The organism is Paenibacillus sp. J31P13 (genome assembly GCF_056269295.1).
Map to the genome: position 1 here is coordinate 777,377 of NZ_JBWDNR010000001.1, position 20,201 is coordinate 797,577.

The window sequence follows — 20,201 nt, forward strand, 5'->3', positions numbered from 1 at the left end:
CTTTAGGAGGAATTCAAATGGAATTTGGAAGACTGATTACCGCAATGGTAACCCCTTTCGATGCGGACGGGCAAATTGATTGGCAAACGACAGGCCGATTAATTGATTATTTAATTGAAGAGCAGCAAAGCGATAGCCTTGTCGTATCCGGTACAACTGGAGAATCGCCAACGCTCTCTGATGATGAGAAGCTGGAACTGTTCCGATTTGCTGTTAAGCACGCGAATGGTCGGTGCAAAATTATTGCAGGTACGGGGAGCAATAATACTGCTCACTCCATCCATTTGACTCAAAGTGCTGAAGCAGCAGGTGTTGATGGTATTTTGCTAGTTGCTCCTTATTATAACCGTCCTAGTCAGGAAGGTCTTTATCAGCATTTCAAGGCAGTTGCGGAAGCAACAGCTTTGCCTATTATTTTGTACAACGTAGAAGGTCGTACAGGCGTTAATATTTCTGTTGAAACGACACTGCGTTTGGCAGAAATCAGCAATGTCGTTGCAACAAAGGATTGTGCATCGACAGATCAATTGACGCAAATTATTAGCGGAGCTCCTGCTGACTTTAAAGTATACAGCGGTGATGACAGCTCAACTTTGCCAGCACTCGCTATTGGTGCGTATGGGATTGTTAGTGTTGCCAGCCACATTATTGGTTCGCAAATGAAACAATTGATCAGCTCTTATTTGAATGGTGACGTTCAAGAGGCTGCTCGTTTAAACGGAAAACTATTCCCTATATTTAAAGGATTGTTCCACTGTCCTCATCCCGTTCCAAATCCAGTAGCAGTGAAATTTGCGTTAGAATTGAAAGGATTGCCTGTAGGCGGAGTGAGATTGCCGCTAGTTGCAACAACCGAAGCAGAATCCGCATTTTTACGCAATTTAATCGTATAAATAAACGAATTCAATGATTGCAGCCGGTGCGTCCAGCATCGGTTTTATTTTTTAGGGAAGCATATAGGATAAAAGGTTTAACGGGTTTCACTTGTATTCCAGCTTTTTCTTCATGTATAATGAGTTCAAGTGACTGGGTGCGGCAAATATTTAGATATGAATAAAACGTCAGAGCGGCATCTGACGATAACAACCATATGGTTATAAAATGGTTTGGCATCACAACACCAGATAGAGTTTTTAAAGCCTTTACAATTTACAGCATTTTATAAACGATAGGTAAACAATATGATTTACTAAATTCAGAAAATACTTACGAAGCCATTTTTGGCTTCGCAATATTCATGTAAATGTTTATGAGGCGAATAAGCTTCACATAGTCAACAACATGATTACGAGGCAAAATGCCTCGCAATATTTAAGGATGCATTCGAAGCGATTAAGCTTCGCAAAATTTGAGGAAATGATTACGAAGCGACATGCTTCGCAAAATTTTAAGGAGGTAAAGATACACTTGTCTAAGAAGAACAATCAAGATAAATTGCTCATTTTTGCACTAGGCGGAGTAGGCGAAATCGGAAAAAATATGTACGTCATTCAGTACAACAATGACATTGTTGTAGTCGATTCAGGATTGAAGTTCCCAGAAGAGGATATGCTCGGAATAGATATTGTTATTCCAGATATTTCTTATTTAACAGAAAATCGTGATAAAGTACGTGCCATTATTATTACCCATGGTCACGAGGATCACATTGGTGGATTGCCATATGTACTGAAAAGCTTGAACGTGCCGCTCTATGCGACAAAGCTAACAATGGGACTTATTGAAGGGAAATTGAAGGAAGCTGGTTTGCTAGGAGAAACAAAACGTATTCTTATCAATGCAGACAGCGAAATTCAATTAGGAACAATCCGCGCTTCCTTCTTCAGAACCAATCACAGTATCCCAGATTCAGTAGGGGTAAGCCTGGATACACCAGAAGGAACAGTTGTTCACACAGGTGACTTTAAATTTGATCATACGCCAGTTAACGAGCAATTCGCTGACCTACAGCGTATCGCTGAAATCGGAAAAAATGGCGTTCTTGCTCTTTTGTCCGATAGTACGAATGCTGAACGTCCTGGCTATACACCATCAGAAGCTCAAGTTGGCGACAATTTGGAAGATATTTTCCGTAAATCGGCTCAACGTGTAGTCGTAGCTACTTTTGCATCCAACGTACACCGGATTCAACAAATCATTAATGCAGCAATCGCAACTCGCCGCAAAATCGCTGTTGTTGGTCGCAGCATGGTAAATGTTGTAGGTATTGCTTCTGATCTTGGTTACTTGAACATCCCTGAAGGAATGATCATAGAGCCAGAAGAGGTAAATAAATTAGCTGCTGATCGTGTTGTCATTTTATGTACAGGCAGTCAGGGCGAACCAATGTCGGCGCTTACACGCATGGCACGCTCAACACACCGCAAGGTAGATATTTTGCCAGGCGATACTGTTATCATTGCTGCAACACCAATTCCAGGTAATGAGCGTTATGTAGGCCGTACGGTTGATGAGTTGTTCCGTCTAGGCGCTAATGTTATTTATGGAAATGGTTCCGTATCTGGTGTTCACGTATCCGGTCACGGCAGCCAAGAAGAATTGAAACTTATGCTTAATCTAATTAAGCCTAAATACTTTATTCCTATTCATGGTGAATATCGTATGCTTCGTCAACATGCTAAGCTAGGTGAAGCAGTTGGCATTGATAAATCCAACATTTTTGTAATCGATAATGGTGATACAGTTGAATTCCAGAATGGCAACGGTCGCAAAGGATCGAAGGTACAAGCTGGTAATATATTGATAGATGGTTTGGGTGTAGGAGACGTTGGTAACATCGTTCTTCGTGATCGCAAGCTATTGTCGCAAGACGGTATCTTGGTTGTCGTTGTAACACTAAGCAAACAAGATGGAGCCATTTTGTCTGGTCCAGATATTATTTCTCGCGGATTCGTATATGTTCGTGAATCTGAAGGTCTTCTTGATGAGGCTAACCGCATTGTAACTTCGACATTAACTCGTCTTATGAATGATAAAGTAAATGAATGGGCATCGCTGAAAACAAACGTGAAGGATGCGTTAGGTCGTTTCCTATACGAGCAAACACGTCGTCGTCCTATGATTTTGCCAATCATCATGGAAGTGTAATTTATAACCTGAATATGCTAGAGGATCACTTGTCCAATCCGCTTATGCCGCGGCGGACACAGGTGATCCTCTTTTTGGATTTAAAGTGACTAATCTGCATAAATTTGTGATCGGACCCCATACTAGGATGAGCTTTATTTCATAAGAGGGGTTGTGCAGATGATGGAGCAAACAGGGCAAAAACAAATGAATTTGACAGCAGAACAGCCTGATCCAGCCGGAGATGATAAGAAGAGAGGGAATCCAGTTGTCGACACGATAACGCAGCTTGGACAGACCTCGACGCCGGCACCAACAGAGTCGAATATCTTTTGTATGACGATTATCGGGCAGGTTGAAGGGCATCTCGTTCTTCCGCCGCAAAACAAAACAACAAAATATGAGCATGTCATTCCACAATTGATTGCTGCTGAACAAAACCAAAAAATAGAAGGCGTATTTATCGTTCTCAATACGGTTGGCGGAGATGTTGAAGCGGGACTTGCTATTGCAGAGATGATCTCCTCCTTATCCAAACCAACGGTCACGCTTGTTCTTGGCGGAGGTCATTCAATCGGTGTTCCCATTGCAGTAGCCGGTGACAAATCTTTCATTGCAGAAACGGCGACCATGACGATTCATCCCATTCGTCTTAACGGTTTAGTAATCGGTGTGCCGCAAACCTTTGAGTACTTGGATAAAATGCAGGAACGTATTATTCGGTTTGTAACATCACATTCCAATGTGAGCGATGAAACCTTTAAAGAGCTCATGTTTAAAACAGGAGATCTAACACGAGATATTGGTACAACTGTCATTGGCTCCGATGCGGTCAAGCATGGCTTGATTGATGCGGTTGGCGGTTTGGGCGATGCTCTTAAGGAGCTTAATCAACGAATTGAGATCTATAGACAAGGAAAGGGAATGGAGGGACCACGATGACACTGTATACAAGTATGCCACTCGAGCTTGTCATGGAGGGAATAGAGAACGAGATGGAGCCCATGCAGGAGGTTTGGTCAAGCGGGATAAAAATGCAGGTTATTCCCATTGCAGCTGGAATGGGGAAGATTGTGCGGCTCCTTGAGTGCAATCTTGATGATTACTTGAATCCTAAGTACACACCGGGATCGATTGTTCATTATGGATCTCCTTCAAATTGATGTTTGGACGAATGTCTCATAGGCACTTTTGTCCACCTATGGTATAATCTTTTATCAGAGGTGACGGATTTGGCGAAGAAAAAGAGACGTAAAAAATCAATTGGCACGAACTTAAAATATGAAGTATATGGCATTCTGCTTATAACGATATCTATCATCGCACTTTCCGGAGAAGCGGCTGTCGGGCGCTCGTTATCCAAACTATTTGGACTTGTGCTCGGCAAGTTCTATTTCGTACTTGCTATTGTTGGTATTGTAATTGGATTAACGGTCATGATCAAGAGAGCGTGGCCGAAGGGCTGGACGAATAAGCGAACAGGCTTGCTGGTCATCGTGCTTGCATTCACACTTATGAGCTCCATTTCTCAAATTGATAAGCAGCTTGGTCCTACTGTAGAATTCAATGGTTCAATGATATTTTCACAGCTTAGCGAAAATTTGAAATCGTCCTTGATTAGTGTGCCTGCTAATTCTGAACAGCCAATAAAAGATAAGGAAATAAGCGGCGGATATGTCGGCGCTATTCAATATTCTTTGTTCTTTTCCTTATTCGGCTACTATGGCGCTAAACTCATTATGTTCGTCATGTTTGCTATCTCAATTATGTTGATGACGGGCAAGTCCTATGTGGAAATTGGGAAGAAGACAAGTGTTAGAGCGAGACGCATGTTTAAATTGCTTGCTGCAAAGTGGGAGAAGCGTTCAGCTATGCGTAGTGCTGCGGCAGCGAAATCGGTTGTTTCACAGCCAGATATCGATGACGATGACGAACCGATGGACGATGATCATGATAGCTATGTCGTGTCCCCGCCTAGGAAGAAGAGATCGCTATTTTTCTCATGGAAGCAGGAAAAAAATTCAGAAGAGCAAGAGAATGATAACGATGCGCATGACGAGTGGGTCTTTGAGCATGGCGATATGAATGCAAGAACAAACGCGAAGCCTTCATGGGATAATGAATTAGAGCATCCTTGGGAGAGCACAGGTGTTGCAATGCCTCTTGATCCTAATGTTACGGGTACAAGTAAAGCAGGTGTCGATGAGGATGATGAGCTGCCTTGGAGAGATGCTGGTGCAAGCACAATAGCTGAAAACATACAAACTGTACAGGGAACCGAACAGCTCGATGAACACTCGAACGATGTTTACCCTTTAACAGGAGTAGACTCAACCTTAGAATCGGATGATGATAGTGACAGCGATTTTGAAGGGGAAGCAGAACTTCTTCATGTTCAAGATGACATACATAATGCAGGATCTGAAACGTCTGAAGTATTAGTAAATGATGAGGATAACACAGGCACTGCGCCGAAGCGCCCTATGTCTGAAGTTGAGACGAGCACGGTAAAGCCATATTTTCTACCACCGTTTTCATTGCTGACAAAGCCTAATCAACTTGCAAGAAATGCAGATACAACGGATATGTATGATTCCAAAAGGAAGCTGGAAGCGACGTTAGAGAGCTTCGGTGTTCGCGCGAAAGTACTTGACGTTGTAAGGGGGCCAGCTGTTACACGTTATGAGGTTCAGCCTGCAACCGGTGTTAAGGTAAGCCGAATCGTCGGCTTAACGGATGATATTGCCCTTGCACTTGCAGCCAAAGATATTCGGATGGAAGCACCGATTCCTGGCAAGTCAGCAATCGGCATTGAAGTGCCGAATATGGAAGTTTCCGTCGTTACCATGCGTGAAGTTATGGAAACAGCAACTTTTCAAAATGCTTCTTCCAAATTGTCTATTGCATTTGGTCGTGATATCTCGGGCCAGACTATTGTAGGCAACTTAGCAAAAATGCCGCATTTACTTGTTGCAGGTGCTACGGGTTCTGGTAAATCGGTTTGTATTAATGGCATTATTACAAGTATTCTGTACAAAGCAAACCCGGATGAAGTTAAATTTCTGATGATTGACCCGAAGATGGTCGAATTGAATGTATATAATGGCATCCCGCATTTGCTGGCGCCAGTAGTTACCAATCCCAAACGTGCTTCACTTGCACTCAAAAAAATTGTAGTTGAGATGGAGAAGCGTTATGAACTATTCTCAAAATCTGCTACACGCAACATAGAAGGCTACAACACGCTAGTGGCTGATAATCCGTCAGCGGTGCTTCCGTATATCGTGGTCATTGTGGATGAGCTCGCTGACCTCATGATGGTTGCTGCTAATGATGTAGAGGACTCTATTGCTAGGCTTGCACAAATGGCACGTGCCGCAGGCATTCACTTGATCATAGCTACTCAGCGGCCATCTGTTGATGTCATTACGGGTGTAATCAAAGCGAATATTCCATCACGAATAGCTTTTGGGGTATCCTCTCAGGTCGATTCGCGTACGATTCTTGATATGGTTGGAGCAGAGAAGCTTCTAGGTCGTGGAGATATGCTCTTCTTGCCCGTAGGGATGTCAAAACCAATTCGGGTACAAGGCGCCTTTTTGTCAGATCAGGAAGTAGAATCACTTGTTACCTATGCTCGCGGTCAAGCGGAAGCAGAATATAAAGAAGATCTTGTACCTGAGGTTGAGGAAGAAACAACTGAGGCTGCTGAAGTGGTGGACGAGCTTTATGATCAAGCTGTACAAATTATTTTGGAGGCGAAGCAAGCCTCTGTTTCATTGCTGCAGCGCCGGATGCGCATTGGCTATACGAGGGCAGCTAGACTGATTGATCAAATGGAGGCACGTTCTATCGTTGGACCGTACGAGGGCAGCAAGCCGCGTGAAGTGCTCATTTCGATGGATCAATTTCAAGCGGGATCAACTGGTCGAGTAAGCTCTTAATTACCGTTGTTTGCAGGAAGCGGGAGAAAAGTGCATAGAAAAGGGAAGCATTTCTCATACTAAAGTTAGGTAACGCTACCTTAAGCGAACTAACTTGCAAGAGAAAGGCAGATCCCATCATGAGAAATCGTTTGATAGTGGTGACCTCAATTATTGTATTGCTGCTGTTCGGCTCCTTTTCGCTGCTGCGCGGCGATCATAGGGGAGCAACCGAAACCTTCAGCAGTGCTACATTAAAGGTCGGCTCTTCAGGTCAGGATGTATATGAGTTACAAGGCCGTCTAAAGCATCTTGGTTTTTTCAGTGCCAAAATTGACGGTAAGTTTGGTGCAGACACGAAGAAGGCTGTTACATGGTTTCAATGGAAGTTTGGATTAAAGTCGGATGGAGTTGTCGGAGCGAAAACAAAGCTAAAGCTTTGGGAAGCTACTAAAACGTGGAAACCATCTGCAAATACGGCTCCTTCTACACCTCCAGCCGGTACGGACAAGGACAAAAATGATAAAATCCCAACGTCCAATCGTCTCAACTTATCGGAGAATGATTTGAAGATTATGGCGAATGCCGTATATGGTGAAGCTCGCGGTGAGCCGTACGAGGGGCAAGTAGCAGTAGCAGCTGTCATTCTCAATCGTCTGAAGTCAGAAAGCTTTCCGAATACGATCTATGGCGTAATCTTTCAACCAGGCGCTTTCACAGCCGTTGCAGACGGTCAAATTTATTTGACGCCTAATGCGAAAGCAAGAGAAGCGGTTGAAGATGCGCTTAATGGCATGGACCCGTCAGGAGGCTGTATTTACTACTTTAATCCTGATACCGCTACGTCGAAATGGATCTGGACAAGAACGCAGATCAAAACCATTGGAAAGCATATTTTTTGTATCTAACTATACGCTGTAAAAAGAATGGAAGCAGCCCTACTGCCAAGCGCAGCAGCGGTTGCTTCTTCCATTTCCTATAGGGTAGAATGGTATAGGGAATTGTCAAATGGAATAGATTTACTCTATAACAAGCAGATGAAAGGAGCAAACCGAGTGACCCAATTCGAAAGAGGGCAATTGCAGCGTATTCGTCTGCATGTCATGCCTACAAAGCGATTCAAAACGTTTGCGATTTCTTTATTTGCAGGACTTACCCTTGATGAAGCAACGGTAACGCCTGTTGCGCTAATTCCGTTCGTTCTGAGAAGAGGAACAGCAAATACGCCGGAAACAATCGCTTTCCGCGAAAAGCTTGATGATTTGTATGGAGCAGGCTTTGGCTTTGATGTATACAAAAGAGGCGATTCTCAAATCGTCCAATTCCGTATGGATGTAATCAATGATGAGTTTGTATCTTCAAATACTTCATTGCTCTCTGCTTCCCTTCATTTTTTGGGCGATGTCCTAACAGATCCATTGCTTGAGAATGACGGCTTTAATAAAAAGTATGTGGATGCAGAAAAAACGACGCTTAAGAAACGTCTTGAAGCGATTGTTAACGATAAAATGCGTTACGCAGCTGAGCGCTGCTTAGAAGAAATGTGCGCGGATGAGCCTTATCGGTTACATCCGCTTGGGAAATTAGAGGATATAGATGCTATTACACCAAAATCATTGCATCAGCACTACGAGCAATGGTTGGAGAATGCCGCGCTTGATTTGTATGTAGTAGGGGATACGACAATGGAAGAGGTTACCCGACTTGTAACGGAAGCTTTCAAACTTAAAGCGGGTACACCATCTCCTTATGCGAAGCCTAATATTGATCATAAAGTTCGTGAAGTTAAGCGAGTTACCGACCGAATGGAAGTTAGCCAAGGTAAATTGAATCTTGGTCTTCGGATCGGAGTAGGCTATGAGGATGATGAATACCCGGCTGCTTTAATGTATAACGGGATTCTTGGGGGATATCCGCATTCCAAGCTGTTTCTAAATGTGCGGGAGAAGGAAAGCTTAGCTTACTATGCTGCTTCTCGTCTAGATGGACATAAAGGTCTGTGTACGATTCAATCGGGTATTGAATTCGCAAACTACGAGCGTGCTCTTGCCATTATTGAAGAGCAGCTTGAGAGCATGCGTCAAGGCAAGCTCTCTGAGCTTGAGCTAAATCAGACGAAAGCAATGATATCCAATCATCTTCGCGAGCTGCAAGACTCAGCTTATGAAATGATTGCTTATGATTTCAATAGTGTTTTAACGGGCAAGCAGCGAAGCGCACAGCAGCTGTTAGAACAGATCCAAGCGGTTACTGCGGAAGACATCGTCAAGGTGGCGGAACGAGTACAGCTGGATACGATTTACTTTTTGCGCGATCGAAAGGAGGCGTAACGGATGCAAACCCTTAACTATCCAAACGTGCAGGAGACCCTTTACAGGGAAGTGCTTGATAACGGACTTGAGGTTATTGTTTTACCGAAGGAAGGGTTTAATAAAACCTATGCGACCTTCTCAACAAAGTACGGGTCTGTCGATAATCGGTTTTCTGTTGGCAACGGGCCTCCTGTAAAGGTGCCGGACGGTATAGCGCATTTCTTGGAGCATAAAATGTTTGAGGAGCCGACGGGCGATATATTTGCTGTATTTGCTTCTCAAGGCGCATCAGCTAACGCCTTTACAAGCTTTGATCGTACAGTATATTTATTCTCAGCAACGGAGCAAATCAATGCCAATTTGGAGACGCTCATCAATTTCGTTCAAAATCCTTATTTTACTGACACCAATGTTGAAAAAGAAAAAGGGATTATTGAGCAAGAGATAAATATGTATCGGGATAATGCAGATTGGAGAGTGTATTTTGGTCTCATTGATGCACTTTATCATGAGCATCCGGTTCACATTGATATCGCGGGAACGGTTGAATCCATAAGGAAAATCGATAAGGAAACCCTTTATCGTTGTTATGAGACGTTCTACCACCCTTCAAATATGCTGTTGTTCGTAGTTGGCGGCGTAGAAGCTGAGGAGGTATTCGAACTTGTTCGTAAAAACCAAGAGGCGAAAACATTCGAACCTCAAGGTGAAATTGTGCGATATTTTGAGAAAGAGCCTGAAAATGTGAAAATACCGCGCAAAGTGACGGCACTTCCCGTTTCATTGCCAAAATGCATGTTGGGCTTCAAGGACAAGAAAGCAGACCTTACTGGAGAAGCATTACTTCGCCAAGAGGTAACAACGAAGCTTATGCTGGAGTCTCTGATCGGACCAAGCTCCAAGCTGTACCAGCAGCTCTATGAAACGGATTTGATCTCTGATTCATTTGGTCATGAGTTCAACTCAAGCACAGGGTACGCTTTCTCTGTTATTGGCGGCGATACACCTCAGCCAGACGAGTTGATCAAGCAAATCCGTGCGGGTGTAGAAGCCGTATTGGAAACAGGGATTGAGCCTGAGGCATTTGAGAGATCCAAACGAAAAAAAATCGGCGGATACCTGCGCATGCTGAACTCCCCAGAATCCATTGCCAGTGAATTCACCAGATATCGTTTTCGCGACAGCAATATGTTCCAAGTGCTCGATTTCTATGAAAGCTGCACTTTGGATGAAGTGAATGCGAGGCTTCGTGAGCATTTCGACTTTGAGCAGCTTGCGGTTTCCATTGTGGAGCAGCCTACGGAATGAAGTCTCTGAATAAAATGACGATACTCGTGACGGGGGGGAGCCGCGGCATCGGGGCAGCAATTGCCAAACGATTCGCCGCGGAAGGCGTCAATATCGTCATCCATTATTTGCATTCGCATGAGGCAGCGAATGAAACAGCAAGAACCTGTGTCGCGCTTGGGGCAAATGTGCTGACGATATCAGCGGATTTGCGCTCTAAGGAACAGCTTGAGCGCATGCGTGATAAGCTGGAGAGCCACAACATGCTTCCAGATATATTGGTGAATAACGGAGGCATCTCACATGTTGGGATGCTGATGGATGTTACTGAGCATGAATGGGACGATGTAATGAGTGTTAATCTGAAGGGCATGTTTCTTTGCTCGCAACTCTTTATGCCGCATATGATTTCTCAGCGTTTTGGCCGGATTATAAATGTTTCATCCATTTGGGGGATATCTGGAGCCTCTTGCGAGGTTCTTTATTCTACTACCAAGGGCGGGATGAATGCTTTCACAAAAGCGCTGGCCAAGGAGCTGGCACAGGCTGGTGTAACGGTTAATGCCGTTGCGCCAGGCGTTGTGGAAACAGACATGATGAACGGCTTCAATGCAGAGGAGAAGGCTGCTTTGGAGCAGGAGATTCCTGTGGGGAGATTTGGTTCCGCGGATGAAATTGCTTCTCTGGTCTATTTCTTGTCATTGCCAGAGTCTTCCTATATTACTGGTCAAATTATAAGCCCGAATGGCGGTTGGCATACTTAGCTTACTAAAGTTATTATGGACGAGCTCTATGCATAAATGATGCAGTTTTGTCGCACAATAATGATTGTTGATGATTCTTTTCTATACCTTTAGGAGGCGAAGGAACATGTCAACCGTCCTTTCGAATTTTTCAACGTGGAAACATTTTTTGGCAGACCGAGTGTCACAAGCTAAAGGCATCGGTTTGACGGAAGAAACCATTTCGTCATTGGCTTATGAAATCGGTACTTTTCTTGATGAAAAGGTCGATCCAAAAAATGAGGAAGAACGTGTGTTGAAGCAGCTATGGGATGTGGGCGATGAGGCTGAACGCAAGACGATCGCCGGCTTGATGGTTAAGCTTGTCCAACATTCATAACTATTCAGCATAAGACGATTTTTTCGTCAACAGAAGCAGATGCAGGAAAGCCTCCCTTAAGGAGGCTTTTCTGCAATGTTTCTTTTTGGGTTGCAGGATTGTGCTGAAAATTGTAGAATTATGTTTTATGACGAGGGTTTCCTTCATTTGTACTTCCTTCGATTTAACAGGTTTAGGACGGTGACAGCTTTGGAGTCAAAACAATGGTATATGGAATACAAAATACATAAAAACCGGCCAGGCCTACTTGGAGATATTGCTTCTTTATTAGGTATGCTTGAGGTTAATATTATGACGATCAATGGGGTAGAAGACCGCACGCGCGGGATGCTCCTGCAGACGGATGACGATGAGAAAATCGAACTGCTTGGCAAAATGCTTCAAAAGGTTGATAATATTACTGTGAACAAACTGAGAACGCCAACTATAGTAGATATTTTGGCAGTTCGTCATGGACGTTATATTGAGCGGGACTCGGATGATCGAAAAACATTTCGATTTACACGGGATGAGCTAGGAATCCTCGTTGATTTCTTAGGTGAAGTGTTTAAAAGAGAAGGCAATCAGGTTATTGGATTAAGAGGAATGCCGCGAGTGGGCAAAACAGAATCTATTATTGCAGGTAGCGTCTGCTCCAATAAACGCTGGACCTTTGTGTCATCCACGCTGCTTCGTCAAACTGTCCGCAGCCAGCTGTCGGATGATGAAATGCAGCCCAACACGATATTTATTATTGACGGTATCGTAAGCACCATACGCTCCAATGAACGCCATTATGCTTTGCTGCAGGAAATTATGGCAATGCCGTCCACGAAAGTTATTGAGCATCCTGATATTTTCGTGAAGGAATCGCAATATGATTACAGCCATTTTGACATTATTGTTGAACTTAGAAACACGCCGGATGAGGAAATATCTTACGAGAAATTCACAACTAACTATACTGACGATTTCTAATCGGAAGGAGGCCGTCTCATGTCTGAATTAGGCGCATTACTTCGAAAGGCGAGAGACCAACGCGGATTATCATTAGATGATATTCAAGAAACAACAAAAATTAGAAAAAGGTATTTGGAAGCGATCGAAAGCGGTGATCACACGGTTTTGCCTGGTCCATTTTATGTACGGGCATTTGTGAAAAATTATTCGGAAGCCGTTGGATTGGATCCCGAAGAAGTACTTCGACTGTATCAGCATGAAGTGCCTGCTGGCCAAGTTGAACAAATTGTTGAGCCCATCGTAACAAGAACTCCGAGAAGAGTAAAAACACAATCCTCAGAGCGTCTTGGTAAGATCGGTTTCAATATCATGATGTGGTCTTTCCTTATTTTGATTTTCGTTGTCATCTGGGTTTATGTTCTTAACAAGGATGACAATGATCCCAAAAAGGCGGATCAAAATACACCAATAACAGATGTTTCCAAAGATCCTGGTGAAAACAAAGGCAATGATGTGGCTGGCAGTACGCCTACAAATGATGTTAATACGCCGACACCTACTCCGATTCCTACACAGCAACCTACAACTGTTACCTTTGGAAGCATAGTAGGCAAAGCCGATCAATATGACATTGGTCCTGCTGGCACTCATAAAGTTGAAATTAAAGTGGAAGGCGGCAGAAGCTGGGTAGAGGTTCGCAAAGAAGGCAAAAACGGCGAAAAGCTTTACTCTGCAAATGCAGAGCCAGATACAACGCAATCGTATGATTTGACTGTACCGCTTTATATTAATGTAGGCAGATCCGATTTGACTAAGATTACAGTAGACGGCGTGCTTGTACCAGATGGGGACAGAGCAGGCTCAAAGAAATTGCTGCTTACGCCTATCGGCGCACCAACTGAAACAACGCCGCCTCTCGATGGTGCTGAAACTGGCACTGACGAAACGAAGACCGAATAATTATTACTTGCAACAAAGGAGAGGTTCGAATGGCTTCAGAAAATGCTTTTGATATCGTATCTAAAGTGGACATGCAGGAACTTGCTAACGCAATTCAACAAGCAGAGCGTGAGATTGAAACACGCTTTGATTTTAAGGGCAGCAAAAGCTCCATTAAGTTGGAAAAAGAGGAATTGGTAATTGCTTCTGAGGATGATTACAAGCTGAAGAGCGTTATCGATATTTTACTATCCAAGATGGTGAAGCGCGGCGTTCCCATTAAAAATTTGGATTATGGTAAAATTGAAGGCGCATCGGCTAACAGTGTTCGTCAGCGGATTAAGCTTAGACAAGGAATTGAACAGGATGTCTCCAAGAAGATCAACATTCTGATTCGTGATTCGAAATTGAAAGTGAAAAGTTTGATTCAAGGCGATCAAATTCGAGTTTCTGGCAAGAGTCTTGATGATTTGCAAGCTGTTATGAAGCTTCTGAGAGAAGCGGATTTGCCAGTGGAACTGCAATTTACTAACTATCGTTCTTAATTGTAAAAGCTTCGTTTCTTGCTATTCAAGAAGCGAGGCTTTTCGTTTAGCTATGTGCTTCTCCCTTTCAATGCATGCGTGATCAGTCGGTTTTGACACGTGTATTTGCATGTATTATACTAATTCAGACAGCTTTACGGAAGGATTTGGGGGATATATAGATGATCATGAAATCGAATTCAGCAGCTCGAGTAATCAGCAAGATGGTTTTGAATTTAGAAATGCAGTCATTTTTGATTGACGAACGTGTGGTTCGCGAAACGCACACCTATGAGCTTATCGGATCAAGGGAGGTAATGGCGTGAATCTTGCGAATAAAATCACACTAGCCAGAATTTTTTTAGTGCCGGTCATTATGTTCTTCCTGCTTATCAAATTGGACCTGGGGTCGTTAACCTTTTCAGACTTCTCCATTACATACACCCAAATCGCAGCGGCACTCATTTTTATTGTGGCAGCAAGTACAGATGGATTAGATGGTTATATTGCGCGCAAGAATAAGATCGTCACTAATTTAGGAAAGCTGCTGGATCCGCTTGCGGATAAGCTGTTGGTTGCGGCTGTTCTAATATCTCTTGTAGAAATGAACAAGCTAAATGCGTTAATCGCAATCATCATCATAAGTCGCGAGTTTGCGGTAACGGGCTTACGCCAGATTGCACTGCTGGAGGGCTCTGTTATGGCTGCCAGTACATGGGGCAAATGGAAAACAGCCGTTCAAATTACGATGATCATTTCGATATTGATTAACAACTTCCCATTCAACTTTATTGATTTTCCGTTTGATGTCGTTTCCAGCTGGGCTGCAGCCGTAATTACGGTGTACTCCGGAATCGATTATTTCTTGAAAAACAAACATTTAATTCCTGTTGAGTAAGTTTTGATCTGAGCATCTTCCTGCTATGCAGGAGGGTGCTTTTGCGTATTAGAGAAAAAAAGTGAGACTATTCCAATTAATGGGGGAAAAGAAAATGAAAGCAGAAATCATAGCCGTTGGAACAGAGCTGTTGTTAGGGCAAATTGTGAATACAAATGCTCAATTTTTGTCACAGAAGCTCGCAGGCTTGGGTGTGGATGTCTACTTTCAAACGGTAGTTGGAGATAATGCTGATCGCTTGCGAGAAGCTATCGAAATAGGGAGAAAACGTGCAGATTTACTTCTATTTACTGGAGGGCTTGGACCGACTCAGGACGATCTGACAAAGGATGTTCTTGCCGAATACTTAAATCGCAAGCTAATCATTCATGAGCCGTCCATGTCGACTATTGAACATATGTTCAGCTCAAGGGGACTTCATATGGTCGAAAGCAATCGCCGTCAAGCTTTGATGCTGGAAGACAGCGACCCGCTTGAAAATACGGCTGGCCTCGCAGTCGGCAACGGAATATCAGCAGATGGAACTTTATATTTGCTCCTGCCAGGACCGCCAAAGGAAATGAAGCCAATGATGGATGGCGCAGGTGAAGCGTGGCTTCGTTCCAAGCTAGGCGAGACGCAGCCGCTTTATTCTAGATTGTTGAAATTTGCCGGTATCGGTGAATCTAATCTTGAAGCAGCGTTGCTTGACTTAATAGAAGGGCAAAGCGACCCAACCATTGCTCCCTATGCGAAGGAGAATGAGGTTACAATCCGCGTATCGACAAAAGCTGAATCGGAAGCCGCTGCCGATCGTAAAATGGATGAGACTGTTGAGAGAATAAAAGAACGCGCAGGGGAATATTTGTATGCGCAGATGGATGTACCGATTGAAGAGGAGATTATACGCCTTCTAAGAGGCTCACATCGCAAGCTCGCGAGTGCGGAGAGTATTAGCGGGGGATTGTTTGCCGAGCTTATTACAAACGTTCCTGGGAGCAGTGGAGAGTACGTAGGCGGAGTCGTAACCTATACAAATTTAATGAAGCATCATTTACTTAGCATACCGATGTCACAGCTTGAGGGCAAGGGCTCTCCGGGAGCTATAAGCGATTCGACAGCTATGCTGATGGCGGAGCGGGTGCGTGAGCTCTCCGATGCGGATTTTGGCGTTTCCTTAACGGGAGTTGCCGGACCTGCGGAATCGGAAGGAAAGCCAGTAGGACTTGTATATGCAGCTATAGCAGAAAGAGGAAAGCCGACAATTGTATATACCATGAACTTAAATGGAAATAGAAGCAGCATCCGCATGCGTGCGGTCAAATCGGCTTTGTATCGCTTATGGTTGTCTTTACGAGAAGAATAATAGTTGTCAATTAACGAATATATCGGTATAATTAGAACTAGTTATCGGAAGAACCGTGGCGAAGATTACTTTGCTGCGGTTTTTTTATGTCCATTTTAGGGGGCGAAGCGAAAAGGCGAATGTATGTTCGAAAATAATGCTTGGCAACCCGTAAGAAAAAAGGTATCATAATATTATAAATAAAGAAGGATGTGAGTTTCTTGTCGGATCGTCGCGCTGCGTTAGACATGGCTTTACGCCAAATAGAGAAGCAATTTGGTAAAGGCTCCATCATGAAATTGGGTGAATCCACACACATGCAAGTGGAAACCGTGCCTAGCGGTTCACTTGCTCTAGATATCGCGTTAGGAATAGGCGGATTGCCAAGAGGTCGAATTATTGAAGTTTACGGCCCAGAATCTTCAGGTAAGACAACCGTTGCTCTTCATGCTATTGCTGAAGTTCAAAAGGCTGGCGGACAAGCTGCATTTATTGATGCTGAGCATGCGCTAGACCCGTTATATGCTAGTAAGCTTGGCGTTAATATCGATGAGCTTTTGCTTTCACAGCCTGATACGGGTGAGCAAGCACTTGAAATTGCTGAAGCACTGGTACGAAGCGGAGCAGTTGATATTATTGTAGTCGATTCTGTAGCAGCACTTGTACCAAAAGCGGAGATCGAAGGCGATATGGGTGACTCTCATGTGGGTCTTCAAGCACGTTTGATGTCTCAAGCTCTTCGGAAGCTCTCCGGAGCGATTAGCAAATCGAAGACGATTGCCATCTTCATTAACCAATTGCGTGAGAAGATCGGCGTTATGTTCGGTAATCCCGAGACAACACCAGGTGGACGCGCATTGAAATTCTATTCCAGCGTCCGTTTAGATGTACGCCGGATTGAGACAATTAAGCAAGGCAATGACATGGTTGGTAACCGTACACGTATTAAAGTTGTTAAGAACAAGGTGGCTCCGCCATTTAAACAAGCGGAGATCGATATCATGTATGGTGAGGGTATTTCCAGAGAAGGAAGCCTTATCGATATCGGGGTAGAAATGGAAATTGTACAAAAAAGCGGTGCATGGTTCTCCTATAATGGTGAGCGCTTAGGTCAGGGTCGCGAAAATGCTAAGCAATTTTTGAAGGATCACAAGGATACGGCTGAAATTATCGAGCAACAAATTCGTGATGCGAGCAATCTTTCTGCCACTGCAACTCCTGCTGATTTCTCCAAAGATGAAGATGAAGATGAATTCGAAGATCTAGATTAATTGATCCAGATTAATCGATCTAACTTAATGAAATGACAACTAATATCGTTTAGCCTGCTTCGCCGTCCCGTTTGGGGCGGCGAAGCTCTGTTTAGAGAGGGATGCCAGAAATGACCGGAAATGATTGGAACGACGAGGATACACTGACCATTATTTCTGTAAAGCAAGATAAAAAGTTCCGCAGAATGTATCATATATTTACGGAAGCGGGAGCAGAACAACCATTACTATCTGTACATGAAGATATTTTAGTACGCTATCGCTTAATGAAGGATCGAACGTTAGATAGGAGCGAAATCGATAAGATTCGCAAGGAAGATGAACGTTACCGAGCTTATGCGCTTGCGATACAGTATCTTGGCGCAAAGCCGCGAACTCGAAAGCAAATACAGCAGTATTTGCAGCGCAAAGAATTTGAAGATGAAAATATTCAATATGCCCTTGACCGTTTAGAAAAGGAGCATATTGTGGATGATGAAGAATATGCACGTCAATTCGCCTCAGGCAGGCTGAGAAATAGTTTGAAAGGCCGTCGCTGGATTAAACAAGAGCTTCAACAGCGAGGCGTGTCGAAAGAAGCGGCTGCTGAAGCAACAGATGCTTTGGACCGAGAGGTTGAATTAGTAGCGGCAAAAAAAGCTGCTGAGAAGAAAGCGCGATCCCTAAAAGGTGAGCAAAGAGACCGAAAACGCAAGCTTATGGGCTATTTAATGCGCAGAGGCTTTCCGACTGATATCGTGATGGAAGCCATTAAGTCTATCGATTTGATGGGGGAAGAGGAAGTATTCGAGGAATATGATGGGCTTTTGCTTGACAATTGATTTTACGAAAAGATAAAATGAGGTTGTATTCCTTCTACTTTGAATCAATTTTCCTTCCAAAAGTTGATTCAAAACGATTATTTTCGTCAAATTAGTAAATGTTGACACGGTATTGAAACCGGTTGAAAACCTAATATCATCCCAAGCAGTGCCTTGGTGTATGCAACAAGGAGGTGAACAAGATGAATCCTGTTTATTGGATCTTGATCTGTCTCTTTGTTGGCTTAATTTTCTTTGGGATTGGTTATTTTATTCGAAAGTCGATTGCCGAGGCTAAAATTTCAAGTGCTGAGCAAGCTGCTATACAAATTGTAGAAAATGCAAAAAAGGAAGCGGAAGCTCAGAAAAAAGAAACGGTGCTAGAAGCAAAAGATGAAGTCCACAAACTTCGTTCCGAAGCTGAGCGAGATATTCGTGAACGGCGCAACGAGGCTCAACGTCAGGAAAGACGTTTACTCCAAAAAGAGGAGTCGCTGGATAAGAAATTAGAAGCGCTAGAACGCAAAGAAGAAATTGTGGCCAACAAAGAAAAACGGATCGAAGAAACGCAAGAGCAGATCGATTCCATTTACAAGCAACAGCTTAGTGAATTAGAACGCATTTCTAGCTTAACTACAGAAGATGCGAAATCGATTATATTATCAAATGTTGAACAAGAAGTACGACATGAAACAGCACAAATGATCAAAGAGATCGAGCAGCAAGCGAAAGAAGAAGCCGATAAAAAAGCACGCAACATCATTTCGCTAGCCATTCAACGCTGTGCGGCTGATCATGTGGCAGAGACAACGGTTTCCGTTGTAACCTTGCCTAATGAAGAAATGAAAGGTCGCATTATCGGACGTGAAGGCCGGAATATCCGTGCTTTAGAAACATTGACCGGTATCGATCTAATAATCGACGATACACCGGAAGCGGTCATTTTATCTGGTTTTGACCCGATAAGACGAGAAATTGCCCGCACTGCTTTAGAAAAGCTTGTGGCTGACGGTCGTATCCATCCTGCTCGCATTGAAGAAATGGTTGAGAAATCTCGTAAAGAAGTGGATGAGCGTATTCGTGAATACGGTGAACAAGCTACTTTCGAGGTTGGCGTACATGGCTTGCATCCTGATCTAATCAAGATTTTAGGACGATTGAAGTATCGGACAAGTTATGGCCAAAACGTACTGAAGCACTCCATGGAGGTTGCTTACTTGACTGGCTTGATGGCCGCAGAGCTTGGCGAAGATATTACGCTGGCGAAGCGTGCAGGATTGCTGCATGATATCGGTAAAGCACTTGACCATGAAGTAGAAGGCTCTCATGTTGAAATCGGCGTAGAGCTCGCTAAGAAGTACAAGGAGCATCCTGTCGTTATTAACAGTATCGCATCTCATCATGGTGATACAGAAGCGACTTCCGTTATTGCGATGCTTGTTGGAGCGGCTGATGCATTATCAGCTGCACGCCCAGGAGCTCGTCGCGAGACGCTTGAAACGTACATCAAACGACTGGAGAAGCTTGAAGATATCTCTGAATCATTTGAAGGCGTTGAAAAATCGTATGCGATTCAAGCAGGCCGCGAAGTGCGCGTCATGGTGCAACCAGATAAAATCGACGATACAGAAGCATTCCGACTTGCTCGCGATATAACGAAAAAAATCGAGAGTGAACTCGATTATCCGGGACATATTAAAGTAACGGTTATTCGTGAAACAAGAGCAGTAGAATATGCGAAATAAAGAATTAATCTCATAGCTTTGATAGAAAAGTGGCTGCTTTTAAGCCACTTT

The 20,201-nt window shown here is 43.6% G+C and carries 19 protein-coding genes; all 19 read left to right on the forward strand.

Annotation, left to right across the window (positions count from 1 at the left end; genetic code table 11):
• Positions 1 to 17 precede the first annotated feature (17 nt).
• The gene (gene dapA, locus AC0YOD_RS03405) at positions 18 to 893 is read left to right on the forward strand and encodes a 4-hydroxy-tetrahydrodipicolinate synthase (RefSeq protein WP_475797818.1); all 876 of its coding nucleotides are present in this window, start codon (positions 18 to 20) and stop codon (positions 891 to 893) included.
• A gap of 514 nt (positions 894 to 1,407) precedes the next feature.
• Entirely contained in the window at positions 1,408 to 3,087 is a 1,680-nt protein-coding gene (locus tag AC0YOD_RS03410) for a ribonuclease J (RefSeq protein ID WP_475797819.1), read from the forward strand.
• 159 nt (positions 3,088 to 3,246) lie between these two features.
• Positions 3,247 to 4,008, forward strand: coding sequence for a ClpP family protease (locus AC0YOD_RS03415; protein WP_475797820.1), 762 nt, complete (start codon positions 3,247 to 3,249; stop codon positions 4,006 to 4,008).
• Positions 4,005 to 4,229 carry a YlzJ-like family protein gene (locus AC0YOD_RS03420; RefSeq protein ID WP_475797821.1) on the forward strand — a complete coding sequence of 75 codons (225 nt, stop codon included), beginning with the start codon at positions 4,005 to 4,007 and terminating at the stop codon, positions 4,227 to 4,229. The genes AC0YOD_RS03415 and AC0YOD_RS03420 overlap by 4 nt, the downstream gene beginning before the upstream one ends.
• A gap of 69 nt (positions 4,230 to 4,298) precedes the next feature.
• Positions 4,299 to 7,010, forward strand: a complete 2,712-nt coding sequence (locus AC0YOD_RS03425; RefSeq protein WP_475797822.1) for a DNA translocase FtsK — start codon at positions 4,299 to 4,301, stop codon at positions 7,008 to 7,010.
• Positions 7,011 to 7,129: 119 nt separating this feature from the next.
• On the forward strand, positions 7,130 to 7,897 hold the full coding sequence (gene sleB, locus AC0YOD_RS03430; RefSeq protein WP_475797823.1) for a spore cortex-lytic enzyme: 768 nt from the start codon (positions 7,130 to 7,132) through the stop codon (positions 7,895 to 7,897).
• 129 nt (positions 7,898 to 8,026) lie between these two features.
• Positions 8,027 to 9,319 carry an EF-P 5-aminopentanol modification-associated protein YfmF gene (gene yfmF / locus AC0YOD_RS03435; protein ID WP_475798359.1) on the forward strand — a complete coding sequence of 431 codons (1,293 nt, stop codon included), beginning with the start codon at positions 8,027 to 8,029 and terminating at the stop codon, positions 9,317 to 9,319.
• 3 nt (positions 9,320 to 9,322) lie between these two features.
• Positions 9,323 to 10,609: an EF-P 5-aminopentanol modification-associated protein YfmH gene (yfmH, locus tag AC0YOD_RS03440; RefSeq protein ID WP_475797824.1), complete on the forward strand. Its 1,287-nt coding sequence runs from the start codon at positions 9,323 to 9,325 to the stop codon at positions 10,607 to 10,609.
• Entirely contained in the window at positions 10,606 to 11,352 is a 747-nt protein-coding gene (gene ymfI, locus AC0YOD_RS03445) for an elongation factor P 5-aminopentanone reductase (RefSeq protein ID WP_475797825.1), read from the forward strand. The genes yfmH and ymfI overlap by 4 nt, the downstream gene beginning before the upstream one ends.
• Positions 11,353 to 11,458: 106 nt before the next feature.
• Positions 11,459 to 11,710, forward strand: a complete 252-nt coding sequence (locus tag AC0YOD_RS03450; RefSeq protein ID WP_475797826.1) for a DUF3243 family protein — start codon at positions 11,459 to 11,461, stop codon at positions 11,708 to 11,710.
• 189 nt (positions 11,711 to 11,899) lie between these two features.
• On the forward strand, positions 11,900 to 12,667 hold the full coding sequence (locus tag AC0YOD_RS03455; RefSeq protein ID WP_475797827.1) for a DUF3388 domain-containing protein: 768 nt from the start codon (positions 11,900 to 11,902) through the stop codon (positions 12,665 to 12,667).
• Between the two features lie 18 nt (positions 12,668 to 12,685).
• Complete coding sequence (locus tag AC0YOD_RS03460) at positions 12,686 to 13,609, forward strand: RodZ domain-containing protein (protein ID WP_475797828.1); 924 nt, start codon at positions 12,686 to 12,688, stop codon at positions 13,607 to 13,609.
• Positions 13,610 to 13,638: 29 nt separating this feature from the next.
• A complete protein-coding gene (locus tag AC0YOD_RS03465) occupies positions 13,639 to 14,133 on the forward strand; it encodes a YajQ family cyclic di-GMP-binding protein (RefSeq protein ID WP_475797829.1) in 495 nt (164 codons plus the stop codon).
• 161 nt (positions 14,134 to 14,294) lie between these two features.
• The gene (locus AC0YOD_RS03470) at positions 14,295 to 14,438 is read left to right on the forward strand and encodes a hypothetical protein (protein WP_475797830.1); all 144 of its coding nucleotides are present in this window, start codon (positions 14,295 to 14,297) and stop codon (positions 14,436 to 14,438) included.
• Positions 14,435 to 15,010, forward strand: coding sequence for a CDP-diacylglycerol--glycerol-3-phosphate 3-phosphatidyltransferase (gene pgsA, locus AC0YOD_RS03475; protein WP_475797831.1), 576 nt, complete (start codon positions 14,435 to 14,437; stop codon positions 15,008 to 15,010). The genes AC0YOD_RS03470 and pgsA overlap by 4 nt, the downstream gene beginning before the upstream one ends.
• 94 nt (positions 15,011 to 15,104) lie before the next feature.
• Positions 15,105 to 16,355, forward strand: coding sequence for a competence/damage-inducible protein A (locus AC0YOD_RS03480; protein WP_475797832.1), 1,251 nt, complete (start codon positions 15,105 to 15,107; stop codon positions 16,353 to 16,355).
• Between the two features lie 200 nt (positions 16,356 to 16,555).
• The gene (gene recA, locus AC0YOD_RS03485; protein WP_475797833.1) at positions 16,556 to 17,605 is read left to right on the forward strand and encodes a recombinase RecA; all 1,050 of its coding nucleotides are present in this window, start codon (positions 16,556 to 16,558) and stop codon (positions 17,603 to 17,605) included.
• Positions 17,606 to 17,715: 110 nt separating this feature from the next.
• Positions 17,716 to 18,426, forward strand: coding sequence for a regulatory protein RecX (locus tag AC0YOD_RS03490; RefSeq protein WP_475797834.1), 711 nt, complete (start codon positions 17,716 to 17,718; stop codon positions 18,424 to 18,426).
• A 182-nt stretch (positions 18,427 to 18,608) separates the two neighbouring features.
• Positions 18,609 to 20,150, forward strand: a complete 1,542-nt coding sequence (rny, locus tag AC0YOD_RS03495) for a ribonuclease Y (RefSeq protein WP_475797835.1) — start codon at positions 18,609 to 18,611, stop codon at positions 20,148 to 20,150.
• The last annotated feature ends 51 nt before the right edge of the window (positions 20,151 to 20,201 follow it).